This window comes from Corallincola holothuriorum, assembly GCF_003336225.1.
Classification (GTDB): domain Bacteria; phylum Pseudomonadota; class Gammaproteobacteria; order Enterobacterales; family Neiellaceae; genus Corallincola; species Corallincola holothuriorum.
The window spans coordinates 1-19331 of the sequence record NZ_QPID01000004.1 but is presented as its reverse complement, the minus strand read 5'-3'; the positions used below and the strand labels follow the sequence as shown (position 1 = coordinate 19331).

General features: G+C 49.6%; 17 protein-coding genes and 1 riboswitch. Of the genes, 10 read left to right on the top strand and 7 right to left on the bottom strand.

Annotation, left to right across the window (positions count from 1 at the left end):
• Positions 1 to 16: 16 nt before the first annotated feature.
• The gene (gene smc / locus DU002_RS07625) at positions 17 to 3466 is read right to left on the bottom strand and encodes a chromosome segregation protein SMC (protein ID WP_114338069.1); all 3450 of its coding nucleotides are present in this window, start codon (positions 3464 to 3466) and stop codon (positions 17 to 19) included.
• 148 nt (positions 3467 to 3614) lie between these two features.
• On the opposite strand from smc, the gene cysZ reads away from it, so the two are divergent.
• Positions 3615 to 4373, top strand: a complete 759-nt coding sequence (gene cysZ, locus DU002_RS07620; RefSeq protein ID WP_114337794.1) for a sulfate transporter CysZ — start codon at positions 3615 to 3617, stop codon at positions 4371 to 4373.
• Positions 4374 to 4459: 86 nt separating this feature from the next.
• On the opposite strand, the gene DU002_RS07615 is transcribed toward cysZ, so the two are convergent.
• Positions 4460 to 4828, bottom strand: coding sequence for a diacylglycerol kinase (locus DU002_RS07615; protein ID WP_114337793.1), 369 nt, complete (start codon positions 4826 to 4828; stop codon positions 4460 to 4462).
• 243 nt (positions 4829 to 5071) lie between these two features.
• Between DU002_RS07615 and purT the strand changes: the two genes are divergently transcribed.
• Complete coding sequence (gene purT, locus DU002_RS07610) at positions 5072 to 6256, top strand: formate-dependent phosphoribosylglycinamide formyltransferase (RefSeq protein ID WP_114337792.1); 1185 nt, start codon at positions 5072 to 5074, stop codon at positions 6254 to 6256.
• A 79-nt stretch (positions 6257 to 6335) separates the two neighbouring features.
• On the opposite strand, the gene DU002_RS07605 is transcribed toward purT, so the two are convergent.
• A complete protein-coding gene (locus DU002_RS07605) occupies positions 6336 to 7094 on the bottom strand; it encodes a sulfite exporter TauE/SafE family protein (RefSeq protein ID WP_114337791.1) in 759 nt (252 codons plus the stop codon).
• A 206-nt stretch (positions 7095 to 7300) separates the two neighbouring features.
• Positions 7301 to 7383: riboswitch (cyclic di-GMP riboswitch) on the top strand.
• Positions 7384 to 7523: 140 nt separating this feature from the next.
• Positions 7524 to 7706, bottom strand: coding sequence for a hypothetical protein (locus DU002_RS19270; protein ID WP_131414594.1), 183 nt, complete (start codon positions 7704 to 7706; stop codon positions 7524 to 7526).
• Positions 7707 to 7880: 174 nt separating this feature from the next.
• Between DU002_RS19270 and DU002_RS07600 the strand changes: the two genes are divergently transcribed.
• The 3 genes from DU002_RS07600 (at position 7881) to asnB (ending at position 12432) form a co-directional block, all read left to right on the top strand.
• Positions 7881 to 9383: a hypothetical protein gene (locus DU002_RS07600; RefSeq protein WP_114337790.1), complete on the top strand. Its 1503-nt coding sequence runs from the start codon at positions 7881 to 7883 to the stop codon at positions 9381 to 9383.
• Positions 9384 to 9562: 179 nt separating this feature from the next.
• Positions 9563 to 10528, top strand: coding sequence for a cysteine synthase A (gene cysK, locus DU002_RS07595; RefSeq protein WP_114337789.1), 966 nt, complete (start codon positions 9563 to 9565; stop codon positions 10526 to 10528).
• Positions 10529 to 10767: 239 nt separating this feature from the next.
• A complete protein-coding gene (asnB, locus tag DU002_RS07590) occupies positions 10768 to 12432 on the top strand; it encodes an asparagine synthase B (protein WP_114337788.1) in 1665 nt (554 codons plus the stop codon).
• A 76-nt stretch (positions 12433 to 12508) separates the two neighbouring features.
• On the opposite strand, the gene DU002_RS07585 is transcribed toward asnB, so the two are convergent.
• Complete coding sequence (locus DU002_RS07585; RefSeq protein WP_114337787.1) at positions 12509 to 13114, bottom strand: FMN-dependent NADH-azoreductase; 606 nt, start codon at positions 13112 to 13114, stop codon at positions 12509 to 12511.
• 169 nt (positions 13115 to 13283) lie between these two features.
• On the opposite strand from DU002_RS07585, the gene DU002_RS07580 reads away from it, so the two are divergent.
• A complete protein-coding gene (locus DU002_RS07580; RefSeq protein ID WP_114337786.1) occupies positions 13284 to 14057 on the top strand; it encodes a DUF481 domain-containing protein in 774 nt (257 codons plus the stop codon).
• Positions 14058 to 14107: 50 nt separating this feature from the next.
• Here DU002_RS07580 and DU002_RS07575 read toward each other — a convergent pair whose 3' ends face one another.
• On the bottom strand, positions 14108 to 14536 hold the full coding sequence (locus tag DU002_RS07575; protein WP_233496447.1) for a helix-turn-helix domain-containing protein: 429 nt from the start codon (positions 14534 to 14536) through the stop codon (positions 14108 to 14110).
• A gap of 130 nt (positions 14537 to 14666) precedes the next feature.
• Between DU002_RS07575 and DU002_RS07570 the strand changes: the two genes are divergently transcribed.
• The 3 genes from DU002_RS07570 (at position 14667) to DU002_RS07560 (ending at position 16500) form a co-directional block, all read left to right on the top strand.
• The gene (locus tag DU002_RS07570; protein ID WP_114337785.1) at positions 14667 to 15371 is read left to right on the top strand and encodes an SDR family oxidoreductase; all 705 of its coding nucleotides are present in this window, start codon (positions 14667 to 14669) and stop codon (positions 15369 to 15371) included.
• A gap of 119 nt (positions 15372 to 15490) precedes the next feature.
• Positions 15491 to 15691 (top strand): hypothetical protein, encoded by a 201-nt coding sequence (locus tag DU002_RS07565; RefSeq protein WP_114337784.1) that lies wholly within the window; start codon positions 15491 to 15493, stop codon positions 15689 to 15691.
• A gap of 17 nt (positions 15692 to 15708) precedes the next feature.
• Positions 15709 to 16500, top strand: a complete 792-nt coding sequence (locus tag DU002_RS07560; protein WP_114337783.1) for a sugar nucleotide-binding protein — start codon at positions 15709 to 15711, stop codon at positions 16498 to 16500.
• Between the two features lie 89 nt (positions 16501 to 16589).
• Here the strand turns inward: DU002_RS07560 and DU002_RS07555 are convergent, their stop codons facing one another.
• Entirely contained in the window at positions 16590 to 17405 is an 816-nt protein-coding gene (locus DU002_RS07555) for an HDOD domain-containing protein (protein ID WP_114337782.1), read from the bottom strand.
• A gap of 164 nt (positions 17406 to 17569) precedes the next feature.
• Between DU002_RS07555 and DU002_RS07550 the strand changes: the two genes are divergently transcribed.
• Complete coding sequence (locus tag DU002_RS07550; RefSeq protein WP_114337781.1) at positions 17570 to 19054, top strand: capsule assembly Wzi family protein; 1485 nt, start codon at positions 17570 to 17572, stop codon at positions 19052 to 19054.
• Positions 19055 to 19331: the final 277 nt, after the last annotated feature.

Genomic DNA, 19331 nt, shown 5'->3' with positions numbered 1-19331 from the left:
AGTAATAATTCTTAGACTAACCTAGCTCAGCTAATGCCACAGCCTGCTCAACGTCGACTGCGACTAACCTAGATACGCCAGGTTCCTGCATGGTTACCCCAGTCAAGTGACTGGCCATTTCCATTGATACTTTGTTGTGACTGATAAAAATAAACTGAACTGTTTCTGACATCTCTTTCACCAGATTACAGAACCGCCCGACATTCGCGTCATCCAATGGTGCATCGACCTCGTCCAGCATACAAAACGGCGCCGGATTGAGTCGGAAAATAGCGAACACCAATGATAAAGCGGTCAACGCCTTTTCGCCACCCGACAACAGATGAATCGTACTATTCTTTTTGCCTGGAGGCTGCGCCATGATAGTAACACCTGTTTCCAGTAAGTCATCATCAGTCAATGCGAGATGTGCGCTCCCTCCACCAAATACTTTCGGAAACAGATGCTGCAGATCCGTGTTCACCTGTTCATAGGTCTCACGGAAGCGCTGACGTGTTTCTCTGTCGATCTTACGTATCGCAGTTTCCAAAGTATCAACCGCCCCTTCCAAGTCTTCATTCTGACTATCAAGGTACTGTTTTCGTTCCGCTTGTTGTTCATATTCTTCAATCGCAGCCAAGTTGATAGCACCAAGGCGAGAGATCGCTTGAGTGGTTTTTTCCAGCTGTTGCTGCCACTCATCTTCACTATAGCTATCAGGTAACGCGACCAATAACTCTTTCAAATTGGCCTGCATCTCATGCAGGGTTTCCAACACCGATCGCGCACGAACGCGGAAACCTTCAGCTTCAATCTGCAGATCAGATATCCTGACCCGCTGTTTTTCCAGATGTTGCAGCACATCCCGCTGTCCCATCTCTAGCTCACGAGTCTGCTCATCAAGACCTGATAACTGCTCGGTCAGTAGCTCCAGCTCACTGCTGAGTTCAAGTCGTTCAGCCAGCAATATCTCCAGCTGCTCGGCTTGATCAACATCGGGGGTTTCATGTTGCTGCAGCTCTTCAACTAACTGCTGCTTGCGTAATAAGGCTTCGTGGCGATCTTTTTCCGTCCGTTGCTGTGCCTGGCTCAAAGCAGTAAGTTGTGCCTTGAGGTTTTCCTGCCGCAACGCGATCCCCTGGCGTTGCTGTTGCCGCTGTTGTACCTGCTGCTTAGCCTGCGACACTTGCTGATCAAATGATTCTTTTTGCAGCCGTAGTTGATCCTGCTGCCCCATATCATCAAGACGCTCGGCAACCTCCAACTGTTGTGCAAGCAGTAACTCCTGCTCCGCTTGATGTTCAGCAACCTGTTCTTGTAACAGCGTCTGCTCCTGTTGCAGCCGCTGTTTTCTGAGTTGGCGTTCACTGTGCTGCTGGTCGGCAAAATGCCGTTGTTGGCGCAGTGTGGCCACCTCAGCGTCAATACGCCGACAAAGCCCCTGCTGCTCAGTGAATTGCTGTTGAGAGCGAGCGACTCGCTGCTGCGCCTGTTGCAGCTCCTGTTTGTCACGGGTCAGTTGCACTTGCAGCGGACTGATCTGTTCAGCCAACATCAATTGCTGCTGGCGGAGCTTAATCGGCCCAGCCACCATGTCGACGTCCGGATGTAACCAGTGTTGCCCCAACCAAACGCCACAGCGGCTGATCACCGTTTGCCCTTCAGTTAAAGTTGGTTGCCGTTGCCACGCCTGCTCTGCCGTATCTACGCACTCAATACCACGAAGCAGATTGGCTACAGCATATTTAGCTTCACCGTCTACTTTACTGGCTAAGAGGTGAGACGCCACCACAGCGCCACTACTGAGCTGGAGTAATCTTCCCGTGGCTCCCGCCGTTTCGGCGGCAAGTGCATCACATAGGTGAGCCTGGCTAAAACTTGCCAATACCTTTTCAACTGCCAGCGTCCACTCCGGGGCCACCGTCATAGCCTGATACAGCGGCTTCACTCCGTCCGGTAAAGCTTCGCTCTCCGCAACCTGAGATAACTGACTATCGAGGGCTTGCCACTGCGCTTGTAATCCGGCAAGAGCTAATTCATTCTGATGGACCTTACTATCCAGATCCGTCAACGCCATTTTCGCGTCACCGACGACTGACTCACTCTCGGCCAGCAATAGCTGCTGTTCAGCTAATTGCTCAGTTTGCATCGCCAGGCTTTCTGCCAGCCGGTTCAACTCAAGCGTTAATTCGGCATCATCTAATTCGACCAGTTCATCACTGACCTGCTGCAGACGCTGCCCTTGTTGTGCAGACAGTTGTACTAAATGATTTAACTTGCTCTCTAACAGCGCTTGTTGCTGCCGCACTGCGGCCTCAGCCTGCTCTGAAGCTTGCCAGCGCCGCTGCCAATCGATAACGGCCGATTCGGCGTCATCGAGCATGTTTTGTGCTTGCTCGATCTCTTCATCAAGGAGCAGTGCAGCTTCTTGTTGCGCTGCTAATTCATCGGCTGAGATCTGTTGCTGCTCAACTTCGCTGGCAATCAAGAGTTCAAGCTCCTCCTGCTTTGCAGCAAGCAGAGCTAATTCATCTTCTAACCGCACCCGTTGTTGACGGCTTGCCATCATCTGCTGTTCAAGGCGAGTGATCTCAGTCGTTAACTGGAACAATTTTTGTTGGCTATGTTGCTGATCGCTTTTCAGCTGTTCCCGTTCTGTCTGCAAAGCGATAAGACGGGATTCTTTGCCTTGCTGCTGGGCATTAAACTGCTCAAGCGCCGTTTCCTGCTCCGCTTGCTCGCGCTCACAGCGGTTCAGCTGTTCATTCAACTGATACCAACGGATCGCATACAGTTCACTTTTAAGCTGACGTTCTCGCGCTTTAAGTTCCTTAAAGCGTTTCGCGGCAACCGCTTGGCGCTGCAGTTTTTCTAACTGCTTACCCAACTCATCCCGCACATCAGCCAGGCGTTCCATATTCTCGCGAGTATGTTTAAGCCGGTTTTCGGTTTCACGACGGCGCTCTTTATATTTGGAGATCCCTGCGGCTTCCTCAATAAAGATGCGTAGCTCTTGCGGTTTTGATTCAATCAGCCGGGAGATCATCCCCTGTTCAATGATGGCGTAGCTGCGGGGGCCGAGACCAGTACCCAAAAACAGATCGGTAATATCACGCTTACGACATTTACTGCCGTTTAACAGGTAGGTCGACACCGCATCACGGGTAACGACCCGCTTCACCGATATTTCAGCAAAATTGGCATAATTACCGCCAATACGGCCTTGGTGATTTTCGAAAACGAGTTCAACACTGGCTTGAGAAACAGGCTTGCGGGAGGCTGCACCATTAAAGATGACATCTGTCATGGCATCACCACGCAGGTTTTTAGCCGAGCTTTCGCCCAGCACCCAGCGCACTGCATCAATGGTGTTCGATTTACCACAGCCGTTAGGGCCAACGACTGCCGTCATATTGCCGGGAAATGGCACCGTCGTCGGGTCAACAAATGACTTAAACCCTGCCAGCTTGATCTGCTTCAATCTCATGGAGGCTTCGGTGCTTCGGAGTAATCTTGAAAATGGAGACGCGGCGACTTTAGCAGATTGTATAAAAGTTTGTAACAAGACAGGCATTTTACTGAGAGGCAGCTCTCTCTATACTGCACAGATATCGTAATGTAAGGAAACAATCCAGATGGCAGATCACCTGCTTAAACAAGGCCACAGCGGTGCCAGTTACTTCTTTCGCGGATTTGAACTGGTTAAAACCCCAGGACTCAGAAAGTTCGTTATTGTGCCGCTCACCATCAACCTGGTGTTATTTGCAGCCGCGTTCTATTACCTATTTTTAAAAATCGATGAATTCATTCAGTATGTTAACGGCTATATCCCAGAGTGGTTAAGCTGGCTAAATTATCTGATCTGGCCGCTCTTGGTTATCACCACCTTAGTGGTCTTCTCGTACATTTTCAGCACAGTGGCCAACTGGATAGCCGCACCTTTTAATGGCCTATTGGCAGAGAAAGTCGAGTTGATGCTTAGCGACAAGCCATTCAACACTGGTGGCATGATGGATATGGTCAAAGACCTACCTCGAATATTCAAACGGGAGTGGCAGAAATTTGTCTATTACCTGCCGAAAGCCCTTGGTTGCCTCATCCTATTTTTTGTCCCAGTTATCGGCCAGACCGTCGCGCCGGTGATCTGGTTCCTATTTACTGCCTGGATGATGACTATCCAATATGCCGATTATCCATTTGATAATCACAAAGTACCGTTCCACGTAATGAGAGAAAAACTAGCCGAGCAGAAAGGCGCCAGCCTAAGCTTTGGCAGCATAGTGACCCTATTCACCATGATCCCACTGGTTAACTTAGTCGTCATGCCTGTGGCCGTTTGCGGTGCGACGGCAATGTGGGTTGAACAGTACAAAGAGAGCACACTAAACCGCTAACCTTGTTGGCTTAGGTCGCGGTCAAAAGCAACAAGGCGTCTTCGATTAAACGCTTTGTTGCTTGCTACAGCGCGAAACAAGGCAAGCTAGGCGATACAACGCTGATAGGCGATCAGCCCCCACACCACAGCAACATTAATGAGTGCAAGGAGTACCGCTGCTGAGCCCATATCTTTAGCTTTGCCACTAAGTTCATGGCGTTCTGTGCCCACCCGGTCGGTCACCGCTTCTACCGCAGAATTAAGCATTTCAACAATCAATAGCAATAACAAACAACCGATCAATAAACTACGTTCAACGGCATTGGTGCCGAGCCAGATAGCCACAGGGATCATCACCAACACCAGCAGCAACTCCTGACGAAATGCCTCTTCACCGCGCCATGCAGCTTTAAAACCCTGCCATGAATATCGGGTGGCATTCACGATCCGCTTGATACCTTTCACATCATTCACAACAACTCTCCACCCTCATCCTATTTCCAACACCTGAATATTAGGTGCGACGAAAGATCAAAGGTTCGGAGTTTAGCCAGTCATGCCAGCAATGACTATGACAATTCCATTACCTGCAGGCCGCCAGGCAACGGCGTCAACAAAATGCGCAAAAGAAACTGCGCCTAGTCAACTCAAAGAGGCTAACCACGGCTATAATGTCGCGGAAATTTCAATTCACTATTGAATGAAAAGGAACATGGGATGATAGGTACACCAGGCGCGTCTCACGCCACCAAAGCACTGCTGCTGGGCAGTGGTGAATTAGGCAAAGAGGTGGTCATCGAGCTACAGCGATTAGGGGTTGAAACCATCGCCACCGATCGCTACGCCGATGCCCCTGCGATGCAGGTAGCCCATCGTAGTTATGTCATTGATATGCTTGATGGCGATGCATTGCGTGCGATCGTCGAAAAAGAACAACCGGATTATATAATTCCTGAAATCGAAGCGATCGCCACCGATACCTTGATTGCCCTAGAGCAAGAGGGAGTGAAAGTCGTTCCTAACGCCCGCACCACGCAACTCACCATGAATCGCGAAGGCATCAGACGACTGGCTGCAGAGGAGCTACAGATCCCCACATCACCCTATCGCTTTGCTGATACGCAGGAAGAACTCACTGCTGGTGTCGCCGCGGTTGGCATGCCGTGTGTGATAAAACCCATCATGAGCTCTTCTGGTAAAGGTCAGAGTGTGATCCGCCAAACCAGTGATATCGCCGACGCGTGGCAGTACGCTCAGGAAGGGGGACGCGCTGGTGGTGGCCGCGTGATCGTTGAAGGGTTTGTCGACTTCGATTATGAGATCACCCTACTCACGGTATTGGCATCTGACGGTGTGCATTTCTGTGATCCGATCGGCCACAGGCAGGAAGATGGCGATTATCGGGAAAGCTGGCAACCACAACAGATGAGCCAAACGGCGCTGACAGCCGCACAAGCCGTAGCGGAAAAAGTGGTGAAAGCCCTCGGCGGTTTTGGCCTATACGGTGTCGAGTTGTTTGTGAAAGGGGATCAGGTACTGTTCAGTGAAGTCTCACCACGCCCCCATGACACGGGCATGGTGACATTGATCTCTCAAGATCTGTCTGAATTTGCCCTCCACGTAAGAGCGATTCTTGGTTTGCCAATTGGCGAAATCAGTCACAGAGGTCCTAGCGCATCTGCCGTGCTGTTACCCGAAGGGAACTCTAGGGATCTAATCTTCGGCAACTTAACCAATGCCTTGGCAGTGCCTACTGCACAACTACGTTTATTTGGTAAGCAGGAACTAGTCGGTACACGCAGGATGGGCGTAGCCTTGGCTCGCGGCGAAAGCATCGAGCAGGCGCTGACACGTGCAACAGAGGTTGCCAGCGCGGTTTCAGTGACATTTGCCGACGCATAAACAGAAAAAGCCTATGGCATCAACATGACATAGGCTTTTTCTAATTTTTACCGACCTCAAAACGGCGAAGAGTTAGCCGCTACAGATAGACCTTAGCGAGCAAAGCAAGCCCCGCCGCAATCGTGACCACTTCAAATGCTCGCTTTATCCACCGGCTCCCTTTGGCAATAGCCAGGTGAGCACCTAAATAGCCGCCCAACAGTGACCCCAACAGCAAAGGGGGTAACCAGCTCCATTGCACTTCCCCAAGCACACCTAATACCGCGGCACCTGAACCATTCCAGACAACGCCTACCCAGACCAAGGTAAATGCCACTGCCCGCTTATAATCGAGGCCATACCAGAGCACTAACCAAAGAGTCACAAACAAACCCGTTCCCGACGTCAACGAACCATTCAGCACACCGATCACAAACAAACCCAGGCCACCAATGGCGGAGGTCCTCAGGCCAGTGGCCCGCAACACTTGTGTCACGCCCAGCTGCTTCTTAGTGGCAGAATACAGCCCCAAGCCAATCGTCAAACAGCCTAAAGCGGTTTGTGCCATCTGCTCGGGCACTGACAAAATCGTACGTGCGCCAAACAATACGCCCGGTACGCCGAATAGCAACATCTCCAGTGACAATCGGAGGGTTAGCGTACGCTCTTTCGCATGCCGCACTAATGCACCAACGCCCAGCGCCACACTGGCGATTTTATGCGTTGCCAAAGCCACCGCAAACGGTAATCCCAAAAAGATGAGTAGCGGAAATTGCAACAAACCGGCTCCTCCGCCGGAAAATGCCGAAAAGGTATTAGCAATCAAAGAGACGATCAGCAGCGTAATTTGTTCGAGCATCCAATTCTCAAGCAGTGGCAGTGAAGAGAGCAGACAATAACGATTAGATAGCTACTGGGTCAAATTCCCCTCGTCGCTCCCCCCTGTCGGTCACGTCGGCCGATTAAAAAAACGCCGAGGTTAACATTTACGTAACAGATCACAGAACCATCAAACAGCGCTATTTCGACTTGCTAAAAAAGAGAAAGTGTCAAATAATTTTACACAGCTGATAAAGGCAAACCAGTTGAAAAGCTGGGACGCAAAGCCACCGATCTAAGGGGAAACCTATGACAGCGGGGTTGCCGGTAATAGGAAGACTGTTCAGCCTTCCCTCCTACCCTATTTCAGCATCTGTGTACCAATAGCCAGCTTGTGACAAGCAAGCTAATCGAGATCTAATTTCGAAGGAGAAACACAATGCTTTGTTTTCAAAATCTAGCAGCCATCTCAGCACTGATGATAGTGCTGGTTATCGTCGGCTAGTTTCGCTTCGGCGGATATTTGGGAAGACTCGGCCAATGAGTAATGACGCACCTTTGGCCAACCAACATGACACTTTGCCGCATCAGCGGCTGGAACACACGGTGACCGCCCGGGGACTGCCCGTTGTTGATCTCTCGTGTCGAGCATGGACGCTCCCTTTCCTACCAACGCGTTCTCCCGACGCTTATTTGCGCCGGTCGGAATATCGACCGGCGTGTTATTTTTTGCTCTGAAGATATATCACCGCCAATTCCCTTTAATAACAGTGGAACTCATATTAACCTTAGGCAGACTACGGATTGATTGTTGACGGAGCCATTCATGCCCCAAACCAGGGTATTCAAGCTTGCCAGTGAAAGAATTCAGCATGCCTACGACGCACAGGGACACTCTGAGGGGTGGCAGTTTCTCACTTCGCCAAAAAACACCTTCAAGAAAGGGGCCGACATTATTTTCTTCACCCCTCTGCCGCTCACCGAATACCATCCGGACACAGTCTTTTCTGCAAGTGCAGAGCAAGGCAGTATTTTTGCGACGGAGCAGTGGGGCAACCATGCCATAGGGCGCGCTCCGTTACAGAAGCAGGTTCAAGCCATGTTTCGTCAATTTGCCCGATTATTCTATTGCTCTGGCGATGCACTGCTACAACGCAGTATGACCGCGCACTACATCCCTTTCCGCGCGACCAGTGCTGACACCCTCCACAATGAGGCAGATGCGCACCAGTTCGCGAAAAAGTTGTGGGCGGAGATACTGCCACCGCTAAACGCTAAGATCGTGATATGTATTGATGATCACACCGCCACCGATCTCTACGAGATCCTCAGTGGCGAAGCGCTAAAGCAAGCTGATGTAGACACCATTAAGCTGAACTGGGGTAACATCAGTGCCAAAGTTTATCCTCTTGGCAAAGGGGCTGCAGCCAGAGTACTGGTGCGCTTACCGCAACTCTCTCGCTTCACTATTTTCGACCGAGAAAAATCACAAAGTGCAGTTAACGAACTGATCGCCAAACTGCATACGCTCTTGAGTCAACCAGCCGCCACGGCCAAACCGGCAGTTAAAAAAGAGAGTAATAAAACAACTGACAAGCCTGCGCTAAGTAAGACGGAAAACAAGGCCGAGAAAGATGAGTCGAGCATAAATGAGCAACCGCTGGCTTCTACCGCGTCTACGGCGCAGGTAAAACAGGTCAATGGTGACAGTAGCAAAACAACCAAAACTGATAAGTCGGCGAAAACCACTCAAACCAACGATGTTGCAGCGCCTAAAGAACCGCAAACAAAAGCGGCAAGCGACGGACAAGCACAAGAACAAGAACAGCAAAAAACATCTGAAACAGGTGAGCGAAAATCGGACGTTGCTGGTGAGCCAAGCCAACCATCTACCGCGACAACGAGCGAGCCAGAAAAGCCAAAAGCGCAGCCACTACACAACAGCGATGGCTTAGAAGATGAAATTCTTCTCACCCAGAGAAGCCAGCAAGAGATAACGCAGCCGGAAATAAAAAAAGCTGAAGCTGAAGCCAAAGTTAAAGTAAAAAAAGCCGTTGCAGTTGAGACAGATACAGCGTCAACCGCTGCGGATAAAAAAACAACAACACCGCAACAAGCCACATCACAGAGCCAAGCCAACATAGCCTCCCCCGCTCTCAGCCAATCCATTGCTGAACGGCTGGAGCATCCTTGCGCTGATGAACCTACACCAGATAGCCAGCTTTATGCTGAAGAGCCCTACAGCCGCAGCGCATTGATCGTCACCGCCGTTGAGGTTGTCATCTTTGTGCTCGCCGCCGTCGCAATGATCGCTTATGTCCTCAGATAATATGAGGGCATAAGCAACAGCATGATTTATCTCACCATTGCGGAACTATTTCGACGAAATAAGTTCTATTCGCTTATGCAATAACGATATAACAAAATATACCTTTATATTATTTGGTTTGGTTGAGTATGCTTGACCCCGTACAAATCCAATAAGTCGGAACACAAGGGATCGGATCCATGAAAGTCTACGAAGATAATTCTCAAACTATCGGCCGTACGCCGCTGGTAAAACTGAACCGCGTGACCGGCGGTAATGTATTTGCAAAAGTTGAAGCCCGTAACCCAAGCTTCAGTGTTAAGTGCCGTATCGGCGCTAACATGATTTGGGATGCTGAAAAGCGTGGCGAACTGACGAAAGATAAAGAGTTGGTTGAACCCACTTCTGGCAACACCGGTATCGCGCTGGCCTTCGTTGCTGCAGCAAGAGGTTACAAGCTGACCCTGACCATGCCAAACACCATGAGTCTGGAACGCCGTAAGTTGTTAGTTGCTCTGGGTGCCAAAGTAGTACTGACAGACGGTGCCAAAGGTATGAAAGGTGCCGTTGCCAAAGCTGAAGAGATCCGTGACGCGAACCCGGATAAAGTTGTTTTACTACAGCAGTTTGATAACCCAGCTAACCCTGAGATCCATGTAAAAACCACAGGCCCTGAGATCTGGGAAGACACAGACGGTGAAGTTGATGTATTTATCGCAGGTGTGGGTACCGGCGGTACTATCACAGGCGTGAGCCGTTATCTGAAGCTTGAAAAAGGCAAAGACGTCGTCACTGTTGCTGTTGAGCCTGTTGAATCTCCAGTGATTGCGCAAGCAAAAGCGGGCGAAGATTTAACACCGGGTCCACACAAGATCCAAGGTATCGGTGCGGGCTTTATTCCTGGTAACTTAGATCTGGAGATGGTCGACCGTGTTGAGCAGGTCAATAGTGCTGATGCCATTGATATGGCTCGCCGCCTGATGGAAGAAGAAGGGATCTTGGCTGGTATCAGTTCAGGTGCAGCAGTAGTTGCTGCGAAGCGCCTTGCTGAAACAGATGAGTTCAAGGATAAGAACATTGTTGTGATCCTGCCAAGCTCAGCTGAACGTTACCTGTCCAGCGTGCTGTTCCAAGGCATGTTTAGCGACGCTGAAAACGTGCAGTAATCTTGTTATTCTAAATCGGTCAAGGTAGCCTTTGTTACCTTGACCGTTGTTTATCCCCCTCCGCCGCTATTTTTCACCGCAACTGCATAAAAACTACATATTTATGCGCTCAAAGTGACTTTTTACTTGATTTTTACCCATAGAATGGCAGAGTGCTAAGACCATTACTGGTCTGTGGGCAATGTGCTAAAGTCAGTGCCCACACCCATCAGAGACGTATTCAGGAGACAGGGAACGGTATGTGTTCTATTTTCGGCATTCTTGACATAAAGACCGACCCGGCAGAGTTGCGTAAGCAGGCATTACAGCTTTCTAAGCTAATGCGCCACCGTGGCCCTGACTGGTCAGGCATCTACGCAAATGATAACGCAATATTGGCCCACGAACGTTTGTCGATTGTTGACGTCAATACCGGTGCCCAGCCGTTGCTGAACCCGGAAAAAACTCACGCACTCGCAGTGAATGGTGAGATATATAACCACAAAGAATTGGCAGCCGAACTGAACGTCGACTTCCAGTTTCAAACAAAATCAGACTGTGAAGTGATCCTGGCTCTGTATAAAGAGAAAGGGATTAACTTCATCGACGACCTGAATGGCATGTTTGCCTTCACCCTCTACGATGCAGAGAAGAACAGCTACCTGATCGCCCGTGATCACATAGGTATCATCCCGCTGTATATCGGCTGGGACGAGCATGGCAATTTTTACGTTGCTTCAGAGCTAAAAGCGCTGACACCGGTATGTAATAAAGTAGAAACCTTCCCCCCTGGACACTATCTGAGTAGCGAAGAGGGTGAAATTCGCCCCTACTATAAACGTGACTGGCAAAGTTACGATGCTGTGAAAGATAACAGCACTAGCCGTGAAGATCTGCGTTCTGCTCTTGAAGCCGCCGTTAAACGTCAACTGATGTCTGACGTACCTTACGGAGTACTGCTTTCTGGTGGCCTTGATTCATCAGTGATCTCTGCCGTTGCCCATAAGTACGCTGCACGCCGCGTCGAAGACAATGAAGAATCAGAAGCCTGGTGGCCGCGTCTGCACTCGTTTGCGGTTGGTTTAGAGGGCTCTCCCGATCTATTAGCTGCCCGCGAAGTGGCTAACCATATTGGCACCCAGCACCACGAGATCCACTTTACCGTACAAGAAGGCTTAGATGCCGTACGCGACGTGATCTATCACCTCGAAACTTATGATGTCACTACCATTCGTGCATCAACCCCTATGTACTTGATGGCTCGTAAGATTAAGGCCATGGGTATTAAGATGGTGTTATCCGGTGAAGGTGCTGATGAGATATTTGGTGGCTACCTCTATTTCCACAAAGCACCTAACTCAAAAGAGTTTCACGAAGAGTTAAACCGCAAACTGGAAAAACTAAATCTATTTGATTGCCTTCGTGCCAATAAGTCGATGGCCGCTTGGGGTGTTGAAGCACGCGTACCATTCCTGGATAAAGAGTTCCTGGACGTAGCGATGCGCATCAATCCAGAAGACAAGATGTGTCGAGGCGATAAGATAGAGAAGCAGGTACTCCGTGAGTGTTTTGCTCACTACCTGCCAGAAAGCGTTGCTTGGCGTCAAAAAGAGCAGTTCTCTGATGGCGTTGGTTACTCTTGGATCGATACTCTGAAAGAGATTGCTGACGCGGAGATCTCTGACCAACAGTTGGAAAATGTCGAGTTCCGCTTCCCGATCAACACCCCAGACAGCAAAGAAGCGATCATGTACCGCCAGATATTTGAAGAACACTTCGGTAACAATGAAAGCGTTCTCCGCACGGTTCCACATGGCAAGTCTGTCGCTTGTTCGACACCGGAAGCCTTAAAGTGGGATGAAAGCTTCCAGAACCTGAATGATCCATCTGGTCGCTCTGTAGGTGTTCACAACGAATCTTACTAATAGCGGAATACGCAAAGCACGCAATATAGGTTACGTGCTCTAAATAAAAACAGCGGCCAAATGGCCGCTGTTTTTATTAGCGCTGAGCTAACCCCACCAAAGCATTCTTAGCTTTAGTCATTGCTTCGGCGGCACCGTCTGCCCCCATAGCTAGCCCTTCAGCATATACAAACGCCACATCTGTAAGCCCCAAAAATGCAAATACATCAGTTAAATAGCGTGTTTGTGTGTCTTTTTCCGTACCGGCATACAAACCGCCACGGGTTGCAGCGACAATCACCTTTGTATTATTGAGCAATCCTTCAGGCCCACTTTCTGTATAGCGAAACGTCACTCCGGCTCTGGCGATATGATCAATCCAAGCCTTAAAGCCTGACGGCACACCAAAGTTATACATAGGCATACCAACCACCACTTCATCTGCAGCCATTAACTCTTCAATGAGTTGATCACTGATCAATGCCAATTGCCGCTGTTCAGGACTTCTCTCCTCTACAGGCGTAGACCACGCTGACAACATCTTTCCATCTAGGTGAGGGATCGGCTCTAAGCCGAGATCACGAGAGATCACAACACCATCGGCATGCGCCGCCAACCACTTCTCAACGTAATGGTGTGTCAATTGGCTCGATTGACTCTGCTCTGCAAGAATGCTGTTGTTCAGTACAAGTAGTTTTTTCATCGGGTTGCTCCTTATCTGGAGCCTCTATAATACAAGCTAATTTAGCGGATAAAATCGTAAAAAATAGCCATTTTCGTTCTAATAATTAGAACATCCTGCTTTTTCACTTTTCTTCAAAATTGACACTGATAGGATGTAACTCGGATGTTAACTCGATGCGCAATTTTCCATGCAAAAGATAAGAACAATCAGTTTATGCGGCCTACTTTTCGTCACAAGCTTCAGCAGTCAGGCCATCACCCCTATCGATACCAAAGAGAACCCAAATCAAGGCTGGGGCGGCTCTGTCGGCATTGGCCTTGAAGGTGAATCAGGTACAAAAGATGAACAAGAGTACGCTGCTAATCTCATACTCCGACACGTAAAAGAGCAACGAACAGCGTTATTGCTGTCCAACTATAACTACGCTGAAACCAATGACGTTAAGGATGAGGACGATCTGTTTGTCCATGGACGCTGGACAGAAAACAATTTTTTCCGCCCGATGTTGGACTGGGAGCTATTTGCTCAATATCAATATGACAAATTTGATGATCTTTCCAGCCGTGAACTTTTGGGCAGCGGCGTTCGCTGGCGCTTTGAAGACAAATCAGATGAAGGCAAGCTTTACACTAGCTTAGGGGCTGGGGGGTTCTTTGAACATGAAGAATCAGACAGTCAAAATGAAGAAAATAACAACTGGCGTGGAAATTTTTACGCCAAGTGGGTGTGGGACCGCGCAGATGCCTTTCCGTACACCCTCTACGGCCAGCTCTATTTACAACCAGTGCTCGACGACCTTGGTGATTTAAGAGCAACCGGCAGCGGCGGTATTAAGTTTGGTATCACTGAAGCGTTAGCACTTCACCTAGAAGCTGAAGTAGAGTACGACTCTGAGCCTTTCGAAGAGGCGGAAGAAACTAACTGGGAATATGCGATCAAGCTTTCATATAGCTTTGACTAACACCCACGGGTTAGTGAACGACGGCCTGTATCCAAGTCTTCGTTCACTGACTAATCGCACAATCCCATGACATAACGAACGAACGGCGTGGCCTCATCAAGATCGAAGTAGCCATCTTTCTTCTTCGTCGCACGGAGATATTGATAAGTCGCCACAATAACCTTCATCACCTTCTCATTAGCCACACTGAGGTCATTCTGTTCAGCCATGGTCATGGTTAATTGAACCGACTTCTCTAGCGCTTCCATATCCACCACTTCGGCCTTGCGATATTCATAGCCACAGCCAGTCGCTAACCACTCTAATGAGCAGTTCGCTTTCATAGCGATCTGGTTGGCTTTACTCAGGCTTGGCTCCGAGCCGGACAAATATTTACGCACCAGACTTTCACTTAACTCAACACGCCGAGCAAAGGCACTGACACTCTGCTCTCCCATTAACTCCCTCAGACGCGTCGCAAAACTGGCTTCTTCACTCACACGCTTTCTCCATTACGAAATATTCATAACCGAATCTCGAACCAAAGTGCGAGACAATTCGCACCATAGGGTTGAATTTAGCACTCAAGAGATGAAAATACTAGAGAGACAACCAATGAGGATCTAGCTAATGGAATCAATTCAAGGCAAAACAATCATCATCTCCGGCGGCGCAAGCGGTATTGGCTTGGGAATAGCCGAAGCACTGATCGCCGAGGGCGCGAACCTGGTGCTCACCTCTCGTCGAACAGAGCTATTGGAGCAAGAGGCCGCGCGCTTAAGCGCTATTGGCCCAGGCAGGGCCATAGGCGTCGGTGCCGACGTGCGCAACAAACAGCAGGTCCAGGAAGTGGCTCAAGCGGCGCTGCGAGTGTTTGGAGGTATCGACGGGCTAATCAATAACAGCGGCCTAGGAGTCGGCGATAGCATAGAATCGTGCAGTGAAGAGAACTGGGATCTGGTGATGGATACCTGTGCCAAGGGCACATTCCTAATGACCCAAGCGGTGCTACCCAACTTACGGGCACGGCAATCCGGCCATATCATCAATATTGCGTCACAAGCCGCTAAGAATGGCTATGCCAATGCTGGCCCCTATTGTGCGGCAAAATTTGCCGTTCTTGGCTTCGCCGCCGCTTTGCAAGAAGAGGTGCGCGGTGATGGCATCAAAGTACATAGTCTCTGTCCTGGCCTAGTTCAGGTACCACGCCCACATAATGTCGCCGATCAATCGCCGGGATGGTTACAGGTCGAAGATATGGCGGCCGCCGTACTTTATGTGCTGAAACAACCAAAGCGCGTGTTTCTGGAGAACATCGGCCTTTACGGCTTCTAACTGCAACGATAGCGGGTATGGAAACCAGCTATACAACAAAATAGAATATTGGCACGCTGCATGCTTTAACTCCAGTGTCTGGCAAATTTGCCGAAATATTGACACCACTGGAGTAAGGTATGGACAAGCAGAACGATGCTAATCGACTGGCTGAAATAGCAAATGCTGTGGCAGAAACGGTTAAGCAACCGGAACCCAATTGGCAGGAAGTATTAACGCTCGCGACTGAAGCTGACGGAATTTGCCAACGGCATCAAGTAGACTGCCCATTTGACGTCAACTATATTCGTTCCATTGCGGAGATTGCCTCCGCTGCATAAATAGAAAGCGGAGTACCATGAAAGCGATTATTACCGGCGCCAATGGCACCCTCGGCAAGCATTTAAGCCAACACCTGAAAAATCAGGGTTGGACGGTGCTGCCTTGGGATCGCCACAGTGTCACAGTCAACGACTGGCACCAGAGCTACCAATTCCTGCAGCGCGTGAAGCCTGATGCTATTTTCCATCTGGCCATCGCGTCCAGCAGCACTGGATTGGAAAATGAAGGTTGGCGTATCAATCACGATTGGCCACTGCAGATAGCTGACCTCTGCCGAGAGCTCAATATCGAGCTGGTATTCACCAGCACAGCAATGGTTTTTTCCGATCACGCGATAGGCCCATTCACCCCCAACAGCCAACCAGATGCCGCCGAAGGCTACGGCTTTGAGAAACTGCGAGCGGAGCAAGGAATAAGGCATAAGTTGCCGTCAGCAAGGATCGTACGCCTGGGTTGGCAAATAGATGAAACACCCGGTGGCAACAACATGCTGGAAAACCTTTGCCAGCAAGCAGCGGCAGGTAATGGCACCATTAGCGCCAGCGAGTGCTGGTATCCCGCCTGTTCCGCAATCAATGAAACGGTGAAGGGCTTAGTCAAAGCCTATGAACTGCCTGGCGATACCTATATGCTCGACAGTAACCGCCAATGGACATTTTTTGATGTCGTTAACGCAATCAAAACCAAACACAACATGGATTGGCACGTGGTCGCTAATCAAGATTTCGTATTCGATCAACGAATGCAAGATCCTCGACTGCCGATGCCATCACTGAGAGAAGCCTTCCCGGCGCTAAAGCCGATATAGCTACAACATCGATCACTTCTCCCACCGAGGGAGAAGTGCCTAAGATATAAACAAACGCCAACAAAGCACAAGGCGGAAACTAGCGCAGGTTATGCTGCCAGTACACCATGAAGCTTAAGTGCACTCTTAGTACGCTCACATTGGCCAAGCTCAGAGGTGGGCGACGTAGAAAGTTTGGCCGCCCAAAGGTAGTGAGTAAAGTGAAACTCACCATCTTCTATCGGTGGTTTCACCAACGCCTGAGCGTAAGCATCTTGCATTCCCCAGCGCTGTAGCGTTAGCTGCAAGTACTTATTGCTCAGAGTAAGCATATCCTCAATAGTGTCTTGGCTAAGCGCTGGCAAGCTAGCTTCGTCTTCACCAGCGTCATTGGCACTTCGCGTGATCACTTGGTCTGCGGCAGTCAATACAGCTAACGAACCAACCCCCGACATCACTGCGGCAGTCAAAATATCGGAAGCATCTAAGCGTCGGCATTTGGCGGGTTCGCGATGGCGATGTTGCCAATACAATTCAGTGGCCACCTGCCCTAGGCTCCAACTTTGCTGCCAATTCAAACGCATACGCTGGGCAATATTGGTATCTAAACAGCGGGCATCGTGCAGCTGCTTAGCCGCATAGATCATCGCCAATTCACCTACCGCATGTATCCCTATTCTTCTAATAGCGTCAGCCACCTGATGGCAGGTCTGCTTGCCTGTGCCATAAAGCGCACTATTAGCCAGCTTCAACAAGTACCCACTAAACGCCGGATCTTTTAACACCGTCTCTTCGACATCATAAAGATCAGAGTTTGGATTAACACACAATCGACGCACAGCAACCACTTGCTCGGGCAATGCCAGTAAGTGTTGCTCTGAATTAAACAGCGCCGCCATTGCGCCTTTCATCTGCTGAATCGCCAAACAGCCTCCCAAACAACCTAGGCCAGAATCAATTGCGCTATTTTGCCTGCAGCAAAGAAACAAACCAAGCGACGCAGACCACGCTTTTCATTATCCGTAGAACAAGCGACAATAGGCACAAAAGTTATAAGACACGGGATGTCACTCTCTTGAGCAACTCTTCGATGACCAAAAGTATATTCGCTTGTGCCGCCGCGGCACTGCTTTCTTCTGTTATATCAATTAATAGCATCGCCGCGCCCTGGATATCGCCTGATGAAATCCACCTGCGTGCCGATATTCAGATGCTCGCTGACGTTGGTGTGATCACCGTGCCTGTTAACACCTTTCCGCTAATGTGGAGTGGAATAATAAGAGACATAGATCAAGCTTCTATCAGCGAGCAACCTGAAAGTGTACGGATGGCCGTACACAGAGTACGCCATGCATTTACCCAGCAAAACGACAAGCAAGGTGTCACCAGCCTGTCAATTGGCGCAGCCACTAATGATGCCCGCTTCCAGCATTTTGGTACACCGCTCAGAGAGAAAGGCGAAGCCTCTATCAGCCATGAAGGGATGGGCAATCGTATCGCCTATAAGCTTAAAGCCACCTACGCCTACGATGCGCAAGATGATGAAGATCTGCGCTTAGACGGTTCCTATCTAAGCATGATCATCGGCAACTGGGCGATCACTGGCGGAGTCATTGATCAATGGTGGGGGCCAGGGTGGGACACTGCATTAACCATGAGCAGTAACGCCCGGCCAATACCTACCATGATGATCAGCCGTAACTATGCCGAACCATTCGATTTTCCGGTATTGGAGTGGCTAGGCCCATGGACCCTCTCTACAGGTGTTGGCATCCTCAATGACGATGATAGATATGTTGAAGATGCCCTACTCTGGACCTTCCGCGCCACTATCAAGCCGATTCCGCAGTTAGAGTTAGGTATGTCCCGTTCCGCGCAAATATGTGGTGATGACCGCCCATGCGAAGGAAGTACTTGGCGAAAAATGCTTACCGGTGATGACAATGAGATAGGCGATGAAAATGCACCAGGCAACCAGTTAGCCGCGTTAGATTTTCGCTGGGGCGACACCGCTTGGGGCGTCCCTTATGGAATCTACGGTGAAACCATGGGGGAAGACAGTTTTGGCTTAGATAAATTCCCCCCATTTCAGGCGAAAAGTTATCTTGGCGGTATCGACGTTAGTTACCTGCTAGCAGGCAATCAAATTCGTACCTTCTTTGAATACACAGATACTGGCGCATGGTGTGGAGGCCAATACAACTGTACTTACGAGCACACTCAATACCAAAGCGGTTACCGCTATTGGGATCGTAGCATCGGTAGTACTTATGACAACGACACCAAGAGTTACACTCTAGGCTTTGTCGGCATAAGAAGTAATGGCCACCAATGGAAAAGTAACTTCCGCTATCTGGATCTGAACTTCGATAATGAAAATAGGACTCCGCCCGGAGGGAACACCGTTGCACCCATTGCTGAACAAGCAAAACAGGTAGACGTTAGTTACCTGATGCCTATGTTCCATGGCCGCATTGAAATAGGTATGGACTATACCTATTCCGATTATGACAATGCCGATGAAGATTCAGACGGCGTATGGAATGGCTGGGTAAATTGGGAGTATGTTTTTTAGCGTCAAAGACCTTTGTTAGCTATGTCTTTAGCCGCCTCATCCTAACCTTCTCCCGGCAAGGGAGAAGGGATCTAAGCGAGGCAGCTTGAGAGAAAATAGGCTGATTTTAGCAATGAACCATCATCGCTTACGCTTTTAGCCCCCTCTCCAAGGGGAGAGATACCATCTTGCTCGTCATGCCTCAAGCAGTGATTTTCACGCTGTTTGAGGCTGATACTCGCTCTGGTGCTTAAGCACGCCGAAGCAAATATGAGTCAGCTTGCGCATTGCCGCAGCG